The 20029-nt window shown below is 62.2% G+C and carries 17 protein-coding genes; 12 read left to right on the top strand and 5 right to left on the bottom strand.

The features are described from left to right. Positions 1-77 precede the first annotated feature (77 nt). The 12 genes from paaA to galU all read left to right on the top strand — a co-directional run bounded on the left by paaA (position 78) and on the right by galU (position 13784). Entirely contained in the window at positions 78-1094 is a 1017-nt protein-coding gene (gene paaA, locus AC5RUQ_RS09295; RefSeq protein ID WP_493947011.1) for a 1,2-phenylacetyl-CoA epoxidase subunit PaaA, read from the top strand. After that, a complete protein-coding gene (paaB, locus tag AC5RUQ_RS09290) occupies positions 1091-1558 on the top strand; it encodes a 1,2-phenylacetyl-CoA epoxidase subunit PaaB (protein ID WP_493947010.1) in 468 nt (155 codons plus the stop codon). Before paaA ends, paaB begins: the two co-directional genes overlap by 4 nt. A 50-nt stretch (positions 1559-1608) precedes the next feature. Then, positions 1609-2508, top strand: coding sequence for a 1,2-phenylacetyl-CoA epoxidase subunit PaaC (gene paaC, locus AC5RUQ_RS09285; RefSeq protein WP_493947196.1), 900 nt, complete (start codon positions 1609-1611; stop codon positions 2506-2508). A 5-nt stretch (positions 2509-2513) separates the two neighbouring features. After that, the gene (gene paaD, locus AC5RUQ_RS09280) at positions 2514-3035 is read left to right on the top strand and encodes a 1,2-phenylacetyl-CoA epoxidase subunit PaaD (RefSeq protein ID WP_493947009.1); all 522 of its coding nucleotides are present in this window, start codon (positions 2514-2516) and stop codon (positions 3033-3035) included. Between the two features lie 9 nt (positions 3036-3044). Beyond that, positions 3045-4286, top strand: coding sequence for a 1,2-phenylacetyl-CoA epoxidase subunit PaaE (gene paaE / locus AC5RUQ_RS09275; RefSeq protein ID WP_493947008.1), 1242 nt, complete (start codon positions 3045-3047; stop codon positions 4284-4286). A gap of 24 nt (positions 4287-4310) precedes the next feature. Next, positions 4311-5090, top strand: a complete 780-nt coding sequence (locus tag AC5RUQ_RS09270; RefSeq protein ID WP_493947007.1) for an enoyl-CoA hydratase/isomerase family protein — start codon at positions 4311-4313, stop codon at positions 5088-5090. A gap of 308 nt (positions 5091-5398) precedes the next feature. Beyond that, positions 5399-7510 carry an excalibur calcium-binding domain-containing protein gene (locus tag AC5RUQ_RS09265; protein ID WP_493947006.1) on the top strand — a complete coding sequence of 704 codons (2112 nt, stop codon included), beginning with the start codon at positions 5399-5401 and terminating at the stop codon, positions 7508-7510. A gap of 1223 nt (positions 7511-8733) precedes the next feature. Then, a complete protein-coding gene (locus tag AC5RUQ_RS09260) occupies positions 8734-9015 on the top strand; it encodes a PqqD family protein (RefSeq protein WP_493947005.1) in 282 nt (93 codons plus the stop codon). A gap of 21 nt (positions 9016-9036) precedes the next feature. Beyond that, on the top strand, positions 9037-10245 hold the full coding sequence (locus tag AC5RUQ_RS09255; protein WP_493947003.1) for a hypothetical protein: 1209 nt from the start codon (positions 9037-9039) through the stop codon (positions 10243-10245). 88 nt (positions 10246-10333) lie between these two features. Beyond that, on the top strand, positions 10334-11917 hold the full coding sequence (locus tag AC5RUQ_RS09250; RefSeq protein ID WP_493947002.1) for a tyrosine-protein kinase domain-containing protein: 1584 nt from the start codon (positions 10334-10336) through the stop codon (positions 11915-11917). A 4-nt stretch (positions 11918-11921) separates the two neighbouring features. Next, positions 11922-12827 carry a nucleotidyltransferase family protein gene (locus tag AC5RUQ_RS09245; RefSeq protein ID WP_493947001.1) on the top strand — a complete coding sequence of 302 codons (906 nt, stop codon included), beginning with the start codon at positions 11922-11924 and terminating at the stop codon, positions 12825-12827. Between the two features lie 66 nt (positions 12828-12893). Next, the gene (galU, locus tag AC5RUQ_RS09240; RefSeq protein WP_493947000.1) at positions 12894-13784 is read left to right on the top strand and encodes a UTP--glucose-1-phosphate uridylyltransferase GalU; all 891 of its coding nucleotides are present in this window, start codon (positions 12894-12896) and stop codon (positions 13782-13784) included. A 17-nt stretch (positions 13785-13801) separates the two neighbouring features. Here galU and AC5RUQ_RS09235 read toward each other — a convergent pair whose 3' ends face one another. The 5 genes from AC5RUQ_RS09235 to AC5RUQ_RS09215 form a co-directional block, all read right to left on the bottom strand. Further along, positions 13802-14248 carry a VanZ family protein gene (locus tag AC5RUQ_RS09235; RefSeq protein ID WP_493946999.1) on the bottom strand — a complete coding sequence of 149 codons (447 nt, stop codon included), beginning with the start codon at positions 14246-14248 and terminating at the stop codon, positions 13802-13804. Between the two features lie 285 nt (positions 14249-14533). Continuing rightward, the gene (locus AC5RUQ_RS09230; RefSeq protein ID WP_493946998.1) at positions 14534-15139 is read right to left on the bottom strand and encodes an LPXTG cell wall anchor domain-containing protein; all 606 of its coding nucleotides are present in this window, start codon (positions 15137-15139) and stop codon (positions 14534-14536) included. A 182-nt stretch (positions 15140-15321) separates the two neighbouring features. Beyond that, a complete protein-coding gene (locus tag AC5RUQ_RS09225) occupies positions 15322-17076 on the bottom strand; it encodes a DUF4012 domain-containing protein (protein ID WP_493946997.1) in 1755 nt (584 codons plus the stop codon). A 119-nt stretch (positions 17077-17195) separates the two neighbouring features. Beyond that, complete coding sequence (locus AC5RUQ_RS09220; protein ID WP_493946996.1) at positions 17196-18509, bottom strand: UDP-glucose dehydrogenase family protein; 1314 nt, start codon at positions 18507-18509, stop codon at positions 17196-17198. Between the two features lie 57 nt (positions 18510-18566). Beyond that, positions 18567-20003, bottom strand: coding sequence for a sugar transferase (locus AC5RUQ_RS09215; RefSeq protein WP_493946995.1), 1437 nt, complete (start codon positions 20001-20003; stop codon positions 18567-18569). Positions 20004-20029: the final 26 nt, after the last annotated feature.

The raw sequence follows: 20029 nt of genomic DNA, 5'->3' as shown, positions 1-20029 counted from the left end.
AACGCTTCCGCATATCCTGAACGAACGGTCGGTAAATAATTCGGCACGTCCCAGTAGGTCTTTGCATAGGAGCAACCATGGCAGCGCAGAACTTGCAGTCAGTGCCAGCTGAGCTATCCCCGGAGGAGTTCTCGGCGGAAGAAGCGGCAGGCAAGGCCAACTTTGACCGGGTCATGGCCGAGGATTCCCGCATCGAGCCCAAAGACTGGATGCCGGCGCCGTACCGCAAGACGCTGCTGCGCCAGATCTCCCAGCACGCGCACTCCGAGATCATCGGAATGCAGCCGGAGGCCAACTGGATCTCCCGCGCCCCCAGCCTGAAGCGCAAGGCCATTCTCATGGCCAAGGTCCAGGACGAGGCCGGCCACGGGCTCTACCTCTACAGCGCAGCCGAAACCCTTGGCCAAACAAGGGACAAGATGATGGAAGACCTCATCGCCGGCAAGGCGAGGTACTCGAGCATCTTCAACTACCCGGCGCTGACCTGGGCGGACATGGGTGCCATCGGCTGGCTGGTGGACGGTGCCGCCATCTGCAACCAGGTCCCGCTGTGCCGCGCCTCCTACGGCCCCTACGGCCGCGCCATGGTCCGCATCTGCAAGGAAGAGTCCTTCCATCAGCGCCAGGGCTTCGAGATCCTCCTCGAACTCTCCAACGGCACCCCCGAGCAGAAGCAGATGGCCCAGGACGCCGTGAACCGCTGGTACGCCCCGTCCCTGATGATGTTCGGCCCGCCGGACGACGATTCGCCCAACTCCAAGCAGTCCATGGCATGGAACATCAAGCGCTTCAGCAACGATGAACTCCGCAGCCGCTTCGTGGGCATGATGGTCGAGCAGGTCAGGGTCCTGGGCCTCACCCTCCCGGATGACCAGATCCGCTACAACGAGGACACCAGGAAGTGGGAGCACGGCCCGCTGGACTGGCACGAGTTCCAGGAAGTCCTGGCCGGCCGCGGCCCCTGCAATTCCCAGCGTTTGGAACGCCGCAGGGAAGCGCACGACGACGGCGCCTGGGTCCGCCAGGCAGCTTCCGCTTACGCGGACAAACAGCGGGCAAAAGAGTCAATGAAGACGAAGGAATACGCAGCATGAGCCCCCACGGCAACCCGGAAGTCCCCGCAAGTTCGGCCAGTGAAGTAATCCGCGGCGCGGAGCAGGTTCCGGCCGGCGCCCCCACCCCGGAGGCAGCCGCCACCGAGGCCAAGGCCGCCGCAACAACCCCGGCCTCCGAGAACCAGGTTCCCTCGATCCAGCCTGCCGCAAGCCACGCGGACCGCGGCGCCTGGGGCCTGTGGGAAGTGTTCGTAAGGTCCAGCCGCGGGCTGAGCCACGTCCACGCCGGAAGCCTGCACGCACCGGATGCCGCCATGGCCCTGCGCAACGCCCGCGACCTCTACACCCGCCGCAACGAAGGCGTCTCCATCTGGGTTGTCCCCGCCGACGCCATTGCCGCCAGCGATCCCGATGCCAAGGGCTCGTTCTTCGAATCGCCCCAGGGCAAGGACTACCGGCACGCCACGTACTACACCAAGAGCGAAGGGGTAAAGCACCTGTGATCCCCACCGGCTCCCACAGCTCGCAAGCTCGCAGCGGGTCCCTCGCCGGCGTGGCCCCTGCTAACGAAACCACCACCGGCCACGGCGACATCTCCACCGGCGTGGCAGGCGGTGACTCTAACGCAAGCGCAACCCGCATCACCCCCGGCAATGCCCTCCGCCCGGAGGACATCGCGCTCGAGGTCCGCACCGGCGTGGCCAAGCCGTCAGAGGACGTCGCAGAATACGCGCTGCGCCTCGGCGACGACGCCCTGATCCTCGCCCAGCGCCTGGGCCACTGGATTTCCCGCGCCCCTGAGCTGGAGGAGGATGTGGCCCTGGGCAACATCGCCCTGGACCAGCTGGGCCATGCCCGGAGTTTCCTCAGCTATGCCGGCGGCGCCTGGGGGAAGAGCGAGGATGACCTCGCCTACTTCCGCCGCGAGCACGAGTTCCGCAGTGTCCAGCTGTTCGAGCAGCCCAACGGCGACTTCGCGGTAACCATCGCCCGGCAGTTCATCGTGAGCTACTACCAGTTCGAGCTCTACCGCCGCTTGACGGAATCAACAGATGCTACGCTCGCCGCCATCGCGGCCAAGGCCGTGAAGGAAGTGGACTACCACCGGGACCACAGTGCCCAGTGGATCCTCCGCCTGGCTGGCGGCACCGAGGAGTCGCGCAGAAGGATGATCCACGGCCTGCGGCTGATGTGGCCGTACGTCAACGAACTGTTCCAGGACGACGAGCTAACGCAAAGGCTTGCCGGGGCGGGTGCCGCCGTCGCGCCTTCCAGCCTGCGCGAGGACTTTGACCGCCTTACCGGCGAAGTCCTCAAAGAAGCCGAACTCGAGGTGCCGGACGTCCCGGCGGCCCCCGGCGGCGGCCGGCACGGCAGGCACTCGGAGCACCTGGGCTACATCCTGGCCGAGATGCAGGTGCTGGCCCGCGAGCATCCCGGAGCAAGCTGGTGAAGGCCATGTACATCTCTGACTTTGAAACCCGGACCCGCACCCCGCGGCAACAGGCGTGGGACATCGCCGCTACCGTCTGCGATCCGGAGATCCCCGTGCTCACCATCGAGGACCTGGGGATCCTGCGGGACGTGCAGGTGGCAGGAGACCACGTCAGGGTCACCATCACCCCCACCTACTCGGGCTGCCCGGCCATGGACGCCATCCGCGACGACCTCAAGGCAGCCTTCGGAAAAGAGGGCTACACAGATGTCGAGGTGGACCTGGTGCTCGCCCCGGCGTGGACCACGGACTGGATGACGGACGCTGGAAAGCAGAAGCTGCAGGAGTACGGCATCGCCCCGCCGTCGGGCAAGGCAGGAGCAGCCCGCCACGCCGGCCCCATCCGCCTGAGCATGGCCGTGAAGTGCCCCCAGTGCTCGTCCCTGAATACCAAGGAACTCACCCGCTTCGGCTCCACCTCCTGCAAGGCGCTGTATGTGTGCCAGGACTGCAAGGAACCGTTCGACTACTTCAAAGTGCTGTAAGGAAGCCCCATGCCTGTTGTCCGCCAGACTGCCGCCGAAACGGCGCAGGCCACCGGCCGCCGTCGTCCGTCCTTCCACACCCTCGCCGTGAAGGAGGTGCGCCGGCTCACCGAGGACGCCATCGAGGTGGCCTTCCACGTCCCCAAAGAGCTCGCCGGCCAGTTCGACTACCTGCCCGGCCAGTACGTGGCCCTGCGCACCAAGCTCCCGGATGAGACCGGCGAGCTGCACGAGGTGCGCCGCAGCTACTCCATCTGCGCCGAGCCGCGCAGCTTCGCGGACGGCAGCAGCGAGATCCGGGTGGCGGTGAAAAAGGACCTGGGCGGGCTGTTCTCCACCTGGGCCAACGCCGAGCTGAAGGCCGGGGACACGCTGGACGTGATGAGCCCCATGGGCGCGTTTGTGTCGCGGCACGGCCGGGACGGCCAGGCGGTGGAGCAGAACCGGATGAACTCCATGAACAACCCGGAGGAGCTGGCGGGGGACGTCGCCTCCCACGGGGAAGCCAGCTTTGTGGCCATCGCCGCCGGCAGCGGCATCACCCCGGTGATCGCCATCGCCCGCACGCTGCTGGCCGCCAACCCGGAGTCCCGGTTCGACCTGATCTACGCCAACAAGGCCGCCATGGACGTGATGTTCCTGGAGGAGCTGGCGGACCTGAAGGACAAGTACCCGCAGCGGCTGGCCATCCACCACGTGCTGTCCCGCGAGCAGCGGATCGCACCGCTCCTGAGCGGCAGGATCGACGCCGAGAAGCTCCAGCAGCTGCTGGGCACCGCCATCCACGCGGACGACGTGGACGAGTGGTTCCTCTGCGGGCCGTTCGAGCTGGTGCAGCTCTGCCGGGACACCCTGGCCGAGCGCGGCGTGAAGCCGGAAAACATCCGGTTCGAGCTGTTCACGTCCGGCAAGCCGGACAAGCCGGAGGGGCACGCGGGCCGTCCCGTGGTGGTGGACGAGTCCAAGGAGACGTACAAGATCACGTTCAAGCTGGACGGCCTGCAGGGTGACGTGGCCAGCCCCACGCACGCCCGCGAGTCCATCCTGAACGCCGCGCTGCGTGTCCGCCCGGATGTTCCGTTCGCGTGCGCCGGTGGAGTGTGCGGCACGTGCCGGGCCAAGGTGGTCACTGGCAGCGTGACCATGGACGAAAACTACGCGCTGGAGCAGGATGAGCTGGACAAGGGGTACGTGCTGACCTGCCAGAGCCACCCCACCAGCAAGGAAGTCACCGTCGACTTCGACGTCTAAGCCTCTTCAACTTTAAGGAGTTCCATGATTTCCCTCTCCATCAGCAGCGGCGTGGCCGAAGTGGTCCTGAACGCTCCGCACAAGCTGAACTCGCTGGATGAGCAGGCGCTGGCGGATTTGTCCCAGGCGTACGACGACGCTGCTGCCGCCGCCTCCCGCGGTGAGGTGCGGGCGTTGCTGCTGAGGGGAGAGGGCCGCGCCTTCTGCGCGGGCCGGGACATCCAAAACGTGACGCCGGAGAGTGACGACGCCGCCGCGTACCTGGGCGGGCTGGTGGAGCCGCTGCTGAAGAAGATGAGTGCGTTCCCGGCTCCTACGTTCGCGGCCGCCCACGGTGCTTGCCTCGGCGTGGGGCTGGGCCTGCTGCTGGCCACGGACGTGGTGTACGTGGCGGAGAACGCGAAGTTTGGGTCCCCGTTCGCCAAGCTGGGCGCGACGCTGGATTCGGGCGGGCACTGGTACTTCACCGAGCGGCTGGGGATGCACCGGACGCTGGACCTGATCTACACGGCGGAGCTGATCAGCGGCACCGAGGCAGTGGCGCAGGGGCTGTTCAGCCGTGCCATGCCGGCGGATGAGTTGCTGGAGACGACGCGGGGGATTGTGGCGAAGGTGGCCCGCGGCGCCACTGGTGCCTTTACCGCCAGCAAGGAGCTGGTGGCCCACATCCGCGACCAGCGCCTGGGCCTGTGGGAGGCCATGCAGGAGGAGAACGTGGAGCAGGCGCGGCTTTGCAAGACGGACGATTATGCCGAGGGTTTCCGGGCGTTCCAGGAGAAACGCGAGCCGCAGTTCCGGGGCTGAGCCTGCAGGTGCCCGAGCTGGTGGGGCGGGCATTCTGGGCGGATCTTGAGCGAACCCTGCGTTTAGGCTGCGGGGATCTTGATCCATTTTCGGCAGAGTTGGCAAGGCTGGATCAACCAGTCCAAAGCACGCTGCACGGAGTAGGTAAGCACTATCAGGCCGGGTAAGCGGCAAATCAATGGGTTGACGTGTGACGAGCTTCGTCACCAAATCAGCATCTGCAACAGAAGTAATGCGTCCGTCACTTCTGCCTAACGATCCAAACGTCCCATCGATGCGCCGTCGCAGCATTATGAGAAAGAATCAACATGGGGGTCTCTCAGAGGCGGCTTCTCGCCGCCGCTGCTTCACTTGCCATCGCAGCATCCAGTATCGGATCTGTTGCACCGGCCATCGCAGCACCAACACCTGTAACCAACGAGCAGGTTACGGAACCGACCAGTGCACCCACGGAAACGGGAACGGCTTCGGCTGAAACCCCGGTGGCGCCTCCCGCGGCAGAGGCAAGCAAGCCAGCACTGACGGAAGAGCCCAACGCGCCCGCAGTTGCCACTGCGGAACCGGCGCCGCACGTAACATCGGAAGCACCTCAGGTGGCCTCGGCTGAAAGCCTGAACGCGGCCAGCGAGTCCGGCACCACGTTCGGCCAGGTCTCCGGGCTCTTGGGCTCGCTGAAGATTCTGCCTGAGTCAACGGTGCAGTACGACCGGGACCTGTTTGAGCATTGGATTGATGCTGATGGGAATGGCTGCCACACGCGCAAAGAAGTCCTGATTGCAGAATCGCAGGTCCCGGCAACGGTCGGTGCAGGCTGCACAGTAACCGCCGGTCAGTGGACTGGTTGGTACGGCGGAGGCACAGCGTACGATGCCTCCGCCATCGAGATCGATCATTTTGTTGCCCTGTCGGAAGCCTGGGACTCGGGCGCTGCATACTGGACACCGGAGCAGCGCCGCGCCTTCGCGAATGACATGGTGATCGACGAATCGTTGGAAGCCGTACCTTCGGCTATCAACCAGAGCAAGAGCGATCATGACCCAACCGGCTGGCTACCCGCAGACCCAACAGTTTGGTGCAGGTACGCGACAGCCTGGCTGAAGGTTAAGTACCGCTGGAATCTGGCTGTGGATCAAGACGAGTATTACGGGATTGAGCGGATCCTGTCCCTCGGAAGCTGCGGCTACGACACGCTGTACTACCCGGAGAAGGCCGGCACCTCCGAGCCGACTGCCGATAGAACGTACTTGGTGCAAGGCGCTATTGCCGACAAACATGCAACAGCAGCAGGGGTGTTGGGTTCTCCCACCTCCCAGGAGTTCGCGGGTCAGCGATTCGGCGGGGCCTACCAGCTCTTTGAGCGCGGCACTATCGCCTACCTCCAGCAGTATGGCGCCTACATGGTCATCGGCGGCATCAACACTGTATGGAATTCGATCGGTGCCCAAAACAGCGATCTCGGCTACCCCACCTCTGACGAGTACGCCCCGATGGCTGGCGGCGTGATGCAGAACTTCCAGTTCGGAAAGATCTCCTGGAATCCTGCAACGGGTTCGAGGATCACGAAGGGCGGCATCGGTGTCACCTGGGACAATGCAGGTGGCCCGCTCAGTGGCCTCGGTTATCCAACAACTGATGAGTACGCTCCGATGCCCGGCGGTGTAATGCAGGGGTTCCAGTACGGGAAAATTTCCTGGAACGCGGCAACGGGCTCCCGCATCACCAAGGGTGGCATCGGCGCTACGTGGGACAAGGTCGGCGGCCCGCTCAGTGGCCTTGGCTACCCCACCACGGACGAGTACGCCACCGCTAACGGAGGCGTCACGCAGGCGTTCCAGTACGGGCAGATCGTCTGGTCGCCTGCCACCGGCTCCCGCTTCATCAAGGGCGGCATCGGCCAGACGTGGATCAACGCCGGCGGGCCTAACAGCGGACTGGGTTACCCCACCTCGGATGAGGTCGGTGGCCTTGTCGGAGGCGGCGCGAAGCAGTACTTCCAAGGCGGAGAAGTTGTCTGGTCTCCCGCTTCGGGCGCGCGCGTCATGACCGGTGGCATCAGGGGTGCCTGGGTGGGCCAAGGCTCCGAAGGCGGCCGCCTGGGTTACCCGACTACCAATGAATACGGTGCCAGTGGTGGTGGCTACTCGCAGGACTACCAGGGTGGCCGCATCACGTGGCGCTCCGGCAGCGTGAGCGTCGAGTACGCGTCCGACGCGTACAAGCCCGCACCGGCTCCTGCCCCTGCCCCGGCTCCCGCCCCTGCCCCGGCTCCAGCTCCCGCCCCTGCCCCGGCCCCCGCTCCGGTCTACTATGCGAACTGCACTGCGGTGCGTAATGCAGGGAAAGCGCCACTCTACAGCTGGCAGCCTGGCTATCGCTCCGCGCTGGACGCGGACTCCGACGGTATCGCCTGCGAGGGTTAACAAAGCAGCGAAGAGCCCCATCCTCGATCGAGGGTGGGGCTTTTCGCGGTTTTGGAGGGTTGAGCCTGGACAAGCCTGTAGGGGCTTAGGTGGAACCGCATAGCTGGGCTTAGGTGGGTACGGTGGGCCTGAAGGAACGGGTATCGCCTACTCGTGTTTCCCGCTTCGCTTGGTTGTCTACTGGGAAGTGCCGGCGAGGTGGGAGCCTTCGCGAAGAATCCCACCGCAGCACTCGCCGGCACCATTCATCGCGGCAGCTGAAACAGTGTGTCCTCCGGCGAACCCGGGGTGATTCAGGAACGGCGGGATCCATGCGAACCAGATCATCCACTGGGGACGGCATCAACCTTGCGGCCTGCCCCCACCAATTTGTTGGCCGATGCGATGACTGTTCCGCGTCAACAAGCCTGAGGGAATCAGATCAGATGGTGACAGATGAAGGCGGGACCACCTTCGCGGCCGAGTCCGATCCTTACCCGCGCACGTGGTGAACCAGGCCATACAGCCCCTCACAGAAGATCTTGACCCAACCTTGCAGGTTGGTTGCAGGATTCTTAAGTCTCGTTCGGAAGAGTAGACAGGGCCGGGCAAACGTGCCCGGCCCAACTCCCGCTGCCGCTCCTTAAAGGCCGGCCGCGGTTGAAGACTACAACGGGGGCGTCATTGTCTGAGGTTTTGAACGAGAAAGTCACTAGCGGCGAAGAAAACGGTTTCAGCCGCCGCAGGGTAGTCAAGGGAGTGGCGTGGTCTTTGCCGGTTATCGCGACTGCTATCGCCGCTCCGGCGGCAGCGGCATCAGGGATCGCCGCGTCGGTAACGCTAGGGTCTCCCGTTCCAATCACGCTAACCGGAGCCACTGCAGCCTCAGGTACAGGCCCAACTGGCTTCGACATCGAGACCGGAAGTGTGAATACGGGGTCGTCGGTCTCCTACACAATCGTCATTGAATCGCAGGCGCAGAACCAGAAGGCATTGGTCCAAATAGGGTCTGTCTCGGTTGGCACCGGGACCACCTCTATCCCTCAAAACAAAAAGAACACCACGTTCGCAGGCACTTTGCCGACCACACCTGGAGCCCACGCACTGCGCGTCTCTTTGGGTGGATTCAGGTACACCGAGACTGCAACGAGGGGGACTTTTACTTACACCGTTACCCTTACAGCCACCATTGCCGGGTCACCGGCGATTGTCACGACCTCGACCTTCTCGATCACCTACGCATAATGGTCTGGAAACGAGGCGGCCTGGTGGCCGAAGCCCGCACCGAACACCAGGGGCGGGTTGCCCTGCTCCATCTGGACGCAACCCGGCCCGTGGTCCTGGAAGGCACAGCTGCGACTATCTGGGACCTGATCGACGGCCGGCGAACACAGCAGTCCATCCTTGCTGAACTTGAGGCCACCTTCGAGGATCAGGCAGGACAGATGCAGTCCCAGGTGGAACGCTTCCTCGCCAGCCTCGAGGCCCAGCGCCTGATTGAGGCCGCCCCCGACGCGTCGCGCTAACTGTAGAGGGCCGCGGGAACCATGGGAAACGCAGTTGTGGCGTGGAAGCAACGTCTCTTCGAGGAATTGGCACGAGGCAGTGACCTGCTGCGCCTGGAGGTCCTGGGAAGGCAGTTCACTGTCCGCTGGGGCCGCGCGGTCACTCGGCAGCAGCGGGAAAGCATGAATTCGGCGTGGGCGCGCTGTGCCAGCAGCCGCGAGCCCGTGCTTCCGCCGCCGCCAATGGAGCCCACGGACAACCTGCCGTTCACCGCTGCAGTCATCGGCAGGTCGCTGAAGCACGACGGCGGGATGTTCCACGTGCGGGCCGCCTCCTTTGAGGAGCTGGCTGAGAGCCTCACGTCCCGGCTCACGGTGGAAGCCATCCTGGCCAATGCGGGTAAGTTGACAATGCTTCACGCCTGCGGGCTGGCCCACCCGGCCACGGGGGCGGTGGTGGCGCTCGTGGCGAAATCGGGAACGGGAAAAACCACCGCGGCGTCCATGCTGGCCAAGATCTATGGGTATGTCACGGACGAAACGGTGGCCATCCGCCCGGACGGCTCGGTGGTTCCGTATCCCAAGCCGCTGTCTATAAAGCAGGGGCCGGGTGCACCCAAACGCCAGGTGGGACCGGGCGAGCTTGGCCTTCAGCCAGCTCCAGCCATGCCCTTCATCCAGTCGATCGTTCTCCTCAACCGTGTTCAAAGCGAGCCGCCTGCAGCCCCTGTGCTGGAGAAGGTTCCGCTGGCCGATGCGGTACTCGCCCTGATCCCGGACTCGTCCTCGCAAGGGGACCTCCGGGAGCCGCTGCAGTCGCTCCGCCGCCTGATAGACAGCGTTGGGGGAGTCTGGCAGGTGACCTACTCGGAAGCCTCCGATCTGCCGGCAGCCCTGGACCCCCTGTTCAGGACCCAGCCGCAAAAACGGCACGGGGCAGAGCCTGAATGGGAAACGCGCGCAGCAGGTACCCGGCCGGGACCCATTCCGGACCGCTACATCCGAAGGGCAGCAGCAAAGGATGCCGTCGCTATAGGCGACGATCTGCTGGTGATGCTGGACAACCAGATCGTCCGGCTCAGCGGGATCGGCCCGGCCATCTGGGCAGCATCGGCCACTGCGCTCCCGCCGGACCAGCTCGCTGAAGCCGTAGGGGAGGTGCACGGCACGCCGGAAGGCTACCGGGACGCCGTCGCCCTAGCCGTGCAGCAGCTCATCGCTGCGTCAGTTTTGGAACAGGGCGGCGAATAGCCCCCAACGGGTGGGGAACCGCCCGAAGCAGCATTTCGGCCAGGAAGACCAGGCCAGGAAACAAAGAACTTGAGTGGAAGGAACCACTGTGAGCACCACAGCCGCGCCCCCGGAAGCGCCCGTTGGCATGGACCTGACGGACTACCTCCGCATGCTTCGGGCCTACTGGAAGGCGATTGTCGCCTTCACCCTGCTGGCCACCCTAGCGGCCGTGGGCTGGACCGTCCTGCAGCCCAAGATCTACGCCTCGGACTCCAGCGGCATCGTGGTCACGCCGGGCTCGGACAACGTAAGCCTGTCACTCGCGGGGGACAGCCTGGCCAAGGCCAAGGTCAAGAACTACGAGTCGGTGGCGAAGTCCCGGCTTGTGGCGGACCGAGTCATCCAAGCGCTGGAGCTGAACACCAGTGCAGACGCCCTCCTGGGCAGCATCAGCGTGAAGGTTCCGCTGGACACTGCCGAAATCCGGGTGACTGCCCAGTCTACGGACCCTGCCACCGCACAACGCGTTGCCGATGCCTGGGTCAACGGCCTCGCCGCCCAGGTGGAGGCGATCGAAACGGCACCTGCGGGCGAAGCAGCTGCTCAGTCCGGCACCGCAGCAACGCCCGGCGCGGAGTCGCCGGCAAACACCACGGCAACTGCTGTCCGGGTACTTCCGCTGGGCAAGGCCGTCCTGCCCACGAGCCCCACGTCACCCAACCTCAAACTCAACCTCGCCCTGGGTGCACTCGTCGGACTGGCCCTCGGTGTGGCCTACGCGGTGATCCGGCGGCACCTGGACCGACGCATCCGGAAGGCCGCGGAAATCGAACGGATCTTCGGCCTCCCCGTGATCGGCACCCTTCCCGTGGACCACCGCCTGGACCAGAGGAGCACCATCCTGGACGCCGGCACAGGAGTGCAGGTCCACGACGCCGGCGGGGCTATGGGAGAGGCCCTGCGGGAGCTGCGCACGAATATCAGCTTCCTCGACGTGGACCAGCCGCCGCGGATCATCGTGGTCACCAGTTCAGTGCAGTCAGAAGGCAAGTCCACCGTCACGGCCAACCTGGCGGTCACCATGGCGGCCGCGGGAGAAAACGTGGTGGTGGTCGACGGCGACCTCCGCCGGCCCACGCTGGTGGATGTTTTCAACCTGGTTCCGGGAGCAGGGGTCACCGATGTCCTCACCGGCACCGCGAAGCTGGCGGATGTCCTCCAGCCCTGGGGTGCGCTGCCGAACCTTTCAGTCCTTGGCTCCGGCCGGATCCCGCCGAACCCCAGTGAGCTGCTGGGGTCCCGGGCTATGAAAAACATGCTCAACGCGTTGGCCGAAGATGCCATCGTTTTGATCGACGCCCCGCCCCTGCTGCCGGTCACCGACGCCGCCGTCCTCTCCCGCGCAGCAGACGGCGCCATCGTGGTGATCCGGACGGGCAGGACTACCCAGGAGCAGCTGGCACAGTCCCTGGGGAACCTCGAGAAGGTCAAGGGCAGGATCCTGGGGGCGGTGCTCAATTACGTGCCAACCAAGGGAACGGATGCCTACACGTACTACGGAACGTACACCGCTGCGCCGCGGCCAGCGCCGGCATTGGGAGTCGAGCCGCCGCCCGTCATCCTCGCGCAGGACAGCGGGGCTGAGGATGTCCTGGAAGCCTTGGCCAGCGGGCGCAGGGCCAAGGACTAGGGATATGTCGGACGCGGCCAATCAAGCCCAGCTCAGCATTCCTGAGGGTGTACTCCTGTGCCACACCTTGGTGGCACGGGTAGCGGAAAGCCTGGGTATCCGTGCCTTCTTCATCAAAGGGCCGGCCAGCGTGATACAAGGGCTGCGCCAGCCTAAAACGTCAACCGACGTGGACGTTTTCGTCACACCCTCCAATCTGGAACACATGGTGCAAGGCCTGCGGGAGCGGGGCTGGCGGGAACGCCCCGTTGATCCGGACAGCAGAACGTTTCCGAAGCACGCGGTGACCTTGCACCACCCGGAGTGGCCGTGTTGTATCGATGTCCACTTCCGCTTCCCGGGGATGGAAGGTCCGGCAACGGACTGTTTCGAGGTGATGTGGGAAAATACAGATTGCTTGCAACTTGCAGGACAGGAGGTTTGCATCCCTTCAGCAGCGCTGGGAATCCTAATCATTGCATTGCACGCCCTCCGGTCTCCTCATCTGCCTGCCTGCCGGCAGGAGCTCGTATTCCTGGCCCACCTCACGGAACGGCAATCGCGCGCGTCCGCAGTGTTGAACATCGCCACCGCCACTAACTCCCTTGGGGCCATGCGGCCTTTTCTCGAGGATCTCCTCCCTGAAAAAGCTCTGCCGGAGTGGCCGGAGCCATCCACGGAATGGCGCAATCGGCTGATGGCCAAGGAACCGGGGAGTGCAAGGCTCATAGCCATCGCACAGGCGTCGTGGCATCAGAAGCCAAAGATGTTGTGGCGGGCCGTCTTCCCGCGGCCGGACGTCTTCCTGAGCGGGAACATCTACGCGGACATGTCGCTCCGGGGACGGCTCTCGCAGCATCAGGCCAGATGGGTCCGGTTCCTGCGCTCTGCTCCACGAATCGTGCGGAACCTCAGGAACATCGGTGGTTAAGCTGATCAAAACTCAGCGGCCAAGCAGAAATTGCCTTTATCCACCGCTGATTTGTAAGGTTCAGCTATGACTACGGGGAAAGCTATCACCAAAGCCGTCATTCCTGCTGCCGGATTGGGGACTCGCTTCCTGCCCGCCACCAAGGCAATGCCGAAGGAAATGTTGCCGGTCGTTGACCGGCCGGCCATCCAGTACGTGGTTGAGGAAGCCGTGAAGTCCGGCCTCACCGATCTCCTGATGATCACGGGGCGGAACAAGCGCTCCCTGGAGGACCACTTCGACCGCGAGCCTGGCCTGGAGCGCGCGCTGGAGCTCAAGGGCGACAAGGACAAGCTGGAGTCCGTCCAGTACGCCTCCGAGCTGGGACCCATCCACTACGTCCGCCAGGGCGAGGCAAAGGGCTTGGGCCATGCGGTGCTGTGCGCCAGCCAGCACGTAGGCAATGAGCCTTTCGCCGTGCTGCTGGGAGACGACCTCATTGACGAGGCTGAGGACCTGCTGACCACCATGATGGAGGTGCAGCAGAAGACCGGCGGTTCCGTGATCGCCCTGATCGAGGTGGATCCGTCCCAGATCAGCGCCTATGGCTGCGCAGACATCACCGCCGTCGACGGCGAAGACTACGTCCGCGTGAACAGCCTGGTGGAGAAGCCGGCCACGGGGGAGGCTCCCTCCAACCTGGCTGTAATCGGCCGCTACGTGCTGCACCCGGCAGTGTTCGGCATCCTGGAGAAGACAGAGCCGGGCCGGGGCGGCGAGATCCAGCTGACGGATGCCCTGCAGACCCTGGCCGCCGGCGAGGGCGAAGGCTCCGGCGTGTACGGAGTGGTCTTTAAGGGCCGCCGCTTCGATACCGGAGACAAACTGAGCTACCTGAAGGCCGTCATCACGCTCGCGTCCGAGCGTGTTGAATTCGGCGAGGACCTGAAGACCTGGATGAAGGGCTTCGTCAACTAACTGACGTTATCTACTGCCTACAGGCCTGCTGCCGGAAGGCGGCGGGCCTGTATTTTTCGGTGCGCGGCGGTGACCAGCAGCGCACCAATGACAGCCCCTGACGCATTTGTTACAAGGTCCCCTGGGCTTGCAAAGCGGTCGTGAAGAAACAGGAGTTGCCCCAGCTCAATAAATCCGGAAATCAGCAGGCCAAAAGCACCTATTTGCCACCAGGCCTTTTTTGGAAAAGCAAGCAAGCTTACGAATCCGATGGGGATAAATAGCGCAACATTGGCCGAAGCCTCTACAAAACGGTAGCTAAACCAGTCCGGAATTCCGTTCCGGTGGAGGAATAGAAGGATCCGGGCCAGCAAGCCTTGGATTGGCTGGTCCACAGGGGTGGGCCAGAAGGCGATGAGAGCCAGTGGAACCATCATGGCGATAAGGATCAGACGCCAGAGTCGGTAGTTCTTAAGAAGCTTCACATCTCCCTCAGGAGGTCCTCAGAAGGGCTAATGCTGCTATGCCAAGGGCAGCAACCGCTAGCAGCGCCAGGAAGGCGTAGCTGAGCATCTGACGGCGGGGTAGGTGTAGAGAGAAGTCGTATTGCCGTGGTGCTCGCCGCCAATGTCTCCCCATAGTTCATATTGATACCACAGCCAAGCCGTCCCACTGGCGGCTAAGTTCTTTCGGAACCTTAAACGAAGAAGGTGGGTGTTCTCCCTTTCTGGAGGACACCCACCTTCTTCGGCGGTTACTAGTTGGTGCAGTTACGCAGCGACCTCAGCCTTGGCGCGGCGACGAACGACAACAACTGAGGTTGCGCCTGCGGCCAGTGCGCCTGCACCCACGAGGGTCCAGAGGACAAGGCCGGAGTCCGCACCAGTGTTGGCCAGGCCTGAGCCGGTGTTGGCCAGAGGAGCGCCACCGGCGTTGCCGCCGGTGTTGGCCAGGGAAGCTGCCACCGTAACCGTGACGGGGCCGACTACAACGCCGGACTCTACGCCTTCAGCGGTAAGGCTGTAGGTGCCTGCTTCGTTGATAGCGATGGGCAGGGAGAAAGCACCCTGGGCGTCAGCGGTTGTACGCAGGGTCTGAGCTTCGGCAACAACGCTGATTCGTGCTGCTACTGAACGGCCGCCCGCGATGTTGGCGCCGTTGGAAGCAGGAGCCTGGCCGGGCGTTACGCGGATGATAAGCGGTTCCCCGGCGCGGAAGCCCTGGCCGCGGAAGACGAAGTTTTCGCCAGGGCCTACAACGCCGTCAGAAACTGCCGCGTTCGGCGGAAGTGCAGGGTAAGTGTTGGCAACGGCAGGAGCCGAGCCAATCAGGGCGATGGAGCCGGCAAGCGCGAGTGCTGCAAGAGTTTTCTTCATGAGTGTCCCCCCGGAGACGTTTAAGTTTTGGTGTACCCGATTTTGAGGAAGTTTTCCTCTCCACACGAGACCTGTGCGGAACTTACGGATAATGATCCCAAGAAAGAAGGTACCACCTGATCCGCTTTGTGAGCAATGTCAATCCAGTCGGTTTACATAGAGTTAACTCGGAGTCCACATATCTAGCTGCAAGCAACAGTTTCTGTGGGCAAAGTCACGTCGTTTACATCCTGAACGGTCGGCGTGACAACCAAGTTAGGCTCCGTGTGCTGAACGATCTTTCCAAAGGTGAAGTCCACCGTCTGGCTTTCTCCTGGCGCTAGCCGTATAGCCAAAACGCCTACCGGCCTATTGCTGTGCAAATAGGGCGCAAACTCCGTCTTCCGCCCATCCAGTTTCGCCGTTTCCACCTGCGCTTGGACCGGGCCGTAGGCCACTATGTTCGTTTGTACTGACCCCGGCGGCACTCCGAAGTTTCCCCCGCCGGTAACATACGCCGGCAGGGAAGTAGCAGCATCAGCAGGGGCAGTGTTCGTACTGGTGACGCGAACAGTTGTTTGCTCGTAGCCATCCCGCGGGCATTCCTTTACGAGCTGGACTGTTCGCTTCACGTAGTAGTCCATCTTTGCGCCAGTCCCGTCGTTGAAGTAGACACCAAATTGAGCAGATGACACGCTGGGCCCAGAGACGGATCCACTTATAGGGTACTTTGCGATAATCGACTGTTCGGCGGCCGCAGTTGACCATAGCAGAACCCGGCCTTCCTGGGTCCCGCGAGTGAGGCTATCAATCAGTCCCTTGGCGTTGGCTTTGCCGTCGGAAAGAGCAGAAAATATCTCGTTGGCTACGGCTGCGAAGTAAGCGTCCTGAAGGGCCGGTTGCTCGATCTTTGCATAGACATCCGAGAGCAAGGTCTGGACCACATTTTGTCCCGTAAGCTCCGTGGGCAGGTCATTCCCTCCCAAGTTGACGAGCTCTGTTGTTGTGAGGCTCACCGGCCCGATTTCATCCAAAATGTATCCCAAGGTGACGGGATCAATCGAAATGACGCCGTCAAGGCGCTGTCCAGTTTTTTGTTCCCACATGGCATGAGCGGTGCTAGCAGCTGTGGGGAAATCAGGTGTCAGGTTCACGTCCTGCATGTACTTACCCAGGCGTCCGGAGTAGATCTGTTGCTGCTCGGATTCAACGGTAAGTGTCGGCTCCATGATGCCGATCTCAGTTGCGCTGCTTTGGGTCCCTAGGGTCAGTTTGCCGTTATCCAAATTCAGCACAGCAAGAGCCCCTGGAATACCACCAGAAGCTCGCGCCTCAGCATTGTTTTGAATCATCAGTAGATAGTTTCGTGGAGTTTGGGCACCCAGCATTCCCGGCGTCAACTCTCCCGCGCTGGCGGCTGCATCGAGCGCGCTAGCGACTTCTTCTAGCTGAACTCGCGTACGAATCAGCGGGTCGGCAACTTCTGGCATCAATGCGCTTGCATCGAGGGTGTTTAATCTCTCGGAAGAAAGGCGAACGGCATGAGCAGCGGAAGATATCTTTGGGGAGCCCGATTCCAAAGGCCTCAGGTCGGTCCCCGAACTATTAGGAAGCAACACTTCCCAATTAAGGGAGCTGTAGACCTCGACCAGCGGTTTTAGGCCTAGGGTCGCTACGTCGTCGGCAGAACGGGCAACCTCGGCAACAGCACCAAAGTTCGGACCCAGGCCGGGCAGGCTTGACGCCAAGGACCAGACCGGATCATTCGCCGAATCCTTGGCGGCCGAAGTGTGAACCCGAATTTGCTCCACTGCCGCCGACGCTTCATCTACGTTGTCACTGGCGATATGTTCTTTCAGAGGAGCAATCAATTGCGTCGCTGCCTCAAGTTCTGACTGTATTACCGAGGCTTTCGTTGCAAGCCACGCTCCGGTCGCCCCAGCCAGGAGAACCACCACTGTTAAAACGGACAGGGCAAGGAAGAACGGGCGGCCGGGCCGTCTCCAGTAAGTCCGGTTAGGCGCCCTTTTGCCAGAGAGAAAGGAGGTTTCGGGGCTATCTTGAGGGGTAACCATTGTCAGGAACGTCCCAGACCGCGGTAGCTCCATCCCGCGGCCCGCCACTTTGCAGGGTCCAATACGTTGCGGCCATCAAGAATGAGAGGTGTGGAAACGTAGCCTGCCAAGTCATAGGGGTCGAGGTCACGGTATTCTGGCCACTCAGTCAGCAGCAGCAACGCGTCTGCGTTTGAAACAGCCGTAACGGTATCGGCCTCGTAGTGGAGTTCGGGAAAGCGGAGCGCCGCGTTCGCCATGGCCTTTGGGTCGGTGACAGTTACCACTGCACCTTGCAACTGAAGTTGCGCTGCAATGCTTAGGGCAGGGGAATCTCTGACGTCATCGCTCTCGGGCTTGAAGGCGGCACCCAGCACAGTGATCCGCTTGCCCAAAAGAGATCCATCACACAATTCTCGAGCTAGCTCTACAACTCGCGTTCTACGCCGCATGTTGATGCCGTCAACTTCTCGGAGGAAAGTAAGCGCTTGGTCGGCGCCGAGTTCTCCAGCGCGAGCCATAAAAGCACGAATATCCTTCGGGAGGCAGCCCCCGCCAAAACCGATACCGGCATTGAGGAATTTTCTCCCTATGCGGTCATCCATACCGATAGCATCAGCCAGTTGAGTCACATCGGCGCCAGCGGCTTCACACACTTCAGCCATGGCGTTGATAAACGAAATTTTGGTGGCGAGAAATGAGTTGGCGGCGGCTTTAACAAGCTCAGCGGTGGGATGGTCAGTGACAATACGAGGTGTGCCCGATGCCAGAGGTGTTGCATACACGCCATCCAAGACGGCAACGGCGGGATGGTCCTCCGAGCCATCGCTGACGCCGTAGACGAACCGATCGGGGCTGATCGTATCTTCAACGGCATGGCCTTCCCGGAGGAATTCAGGGTTCCATACTAGGTGCGCCGCCGGTTGTTCCGTCTGCAAGAGAGCTTCCAACCGTGATGCAGTCCCCACTGGAACAGTTGACTTTCCCACTACCACATCACCCGGTGCGAGGAAGGGGATAAGGCCAGCTGTGGCCGCATCCACATAAGTTAGATCAGCCCCATTTTCCCCTTTCTTTTGAGGGGTGCCCACACAGATGAAGTGAACGGCGCTGCCCTCGGCTGCGGAGAGGTCCGTGGTGAAGGACAAGCGCCCTGTCTCCTGAACCTCGTTCAGGAGGGCTTCTAGTCCTGGCTCATAGAAGGGCGCTCGCCCCGCAGATAGCTCTTGGATCTTTCTTGAGTCGACGTCAATGCCCACCACCTCGTGCCCCAGCTTTGCCATGCAAGCGGCGTGAACAGCGCCCAGATAGCCGCAGCCAATTACAGATATGCGCATAGTTTTTTCCTTCCCCAAAGGGTCAGTTGTCCGCGTGGCAATGCGGGATCAGATGGGTCAATAGGCGCCCGTGCTGCCGAAGACAGCACGGGCGGTTCGGAGGATGATGACGAGGTCGCCAGCGAGGGACCAGTTCTCCACGTAGTACAAGTCAAGCCTGACTGAGTCTTGCCACGACAGATTTGAGCGTCCACTCACTTGCCAGAGTCCCGTGAGTCCGGGCTTGACCAGTAGGCGGCGGCGGACGTCGCTTTCGTATGCTTCCACCTCGCGTGGCAGCGGTGGGCGTGGGCCGACCAGGCTCATTGAACCACTCAAAACGTTCAAGAGTTGAGGTAACTCGTCAAGGCTGAATCGCCGGAGAATTCGTCCCAAACGCGTTACGCGAGGGTCATTCTTGATCTTGAAGAGCGGACCACTGCCTTCGTTCAGCCTCGCTAACTCTGCAAGACGAGCTTCAGCATCAACAACCATCGTACGGAACTTGAACATGTAGAAGTGGTTCCCTTCCATTCCTACGCGCTCCTGACGAAAGAGAATGGGGCCCGCTGTGTCCAGTTTGATGAGTATTGCGACTAAAACCATCACGGGCGAGGCCAGCAACAGCAGAAGCCCGGCGGCGGTCACGTCAAAGAGTCGCTTGGCAACTCGTTGACCTGCTTCAAGAGTTGGCGTCGTGACGTGGATGAGCGGCAGGCCGGCCACCTGCTGCGTATGGATGCGCGGCCCAGCAATGTCTGTAAGCGCCGGTGCCATTATTAGTCCGATATTTCGAGCTGCCAGTTCCCATCCCAAATGCCGAAGGGTCTGAGGGTGGAGTTGGACGCCCGCCGATAGTGCAACCGCATCAGCGCCGCACGCGTCTAAAGCCCCAACTATGGAATCCGCGTCTGCTTTGTTGCCCAGGATTTGTAAACCCGAATTCGGCTCCAAACCAGTCATGCCTTCGAGCCCAGGCATATAGACACCAACGGGAAGGTACCCGGCATGCCTGGCACCGCGCAATGACGATGCCAAGTGGGAGACAGCACCAGGACCACCAACCAAGAGAAGCCGAGACATGCTATGTCCTTGCCTGCGCTTGATACTTAGATGCTGCCTAATCAGCCAGCGCCCAAGAAGAAGTCCGATCAAGCCGACTGGAAGCGCCAGCCCGACATATCCACGGGCGGTGTCGATGCGAAAGACGTAGGACACAATGGCAACGATGCCGAACAACCACAGGGAAGCCGCTGCAACTCTTTTGTATTCGTCGGGTCCGGATCCAAGAATACGGCTCTGACGGCTATTCCAAGCGCCCAGCATTAGCCACCATGCCACCGCCAGGACAAAAGAAAGCCACGCATAGGCGATGTCTTGTCCTGCAGTGGAGAATTCTGGATCAATCCCAAATCGGATCAGGAAGGCCCCAATAACCGCCCAACTGACGACGAAGGCATCTACAATTCGCAAAAGCCGCGATGATCGCTTGCGCCAATTAGCGTCTTCGCTCATCGAGCATCCCCCATGTCCACCCGAAA

Source organism: Arthrobacter sp. MDT2-3, assembly GCF_059090465.1.
This window is presented reverse-complemented; position numbering and strand designations above follow the sequence as displayed.